We start from the raw sequence: 238 nt of genomic DNA on the forward strand, positions 1-238 counted from the left end.
TTGTAACTGAGAAGATTGTTGAACCAAAACTGGGTAAATACAACGACGAAGAAGCGTCTGAAGATTTATCAAATGATTCAATGGGCAAGCTAACAGACGTTGAGAAGAAAGGCCTTAAGTTTGCGGGTATCGCAGTGCTAGCGGTTTCAGCGCTTCTTGCTTGGACGATTGTTCCAGCTGATGGTGTTCTACGTTCAGCAGCAGGTACGGTTTCAGGTTCTCCATTCCTGAAAAGTAT

The 238-nt window shown here is 44.1% G+C and carries 1 protein-coding gene; it reads left to right on the top strand.

Annotated features, from left to right (window positions below; all coding sequences use genetic code 11):
• On the top strand, window positions 1–238 hold a 238-nt coding region (locus AB4486_RS24310), incomplete at both ends, for an AbgT family transporter (protein ID WP_372119195.1).

The organism is Vibrio sp. 10N.222.55.C6, from assembly GCF_041473395.1.
Lineage (GTDB): Bacteria > Pseudomonadota > Gammaproteobacteria > Enterobacterales > Vibrionaceae > Vibrio > Vibrio crassostreae_C.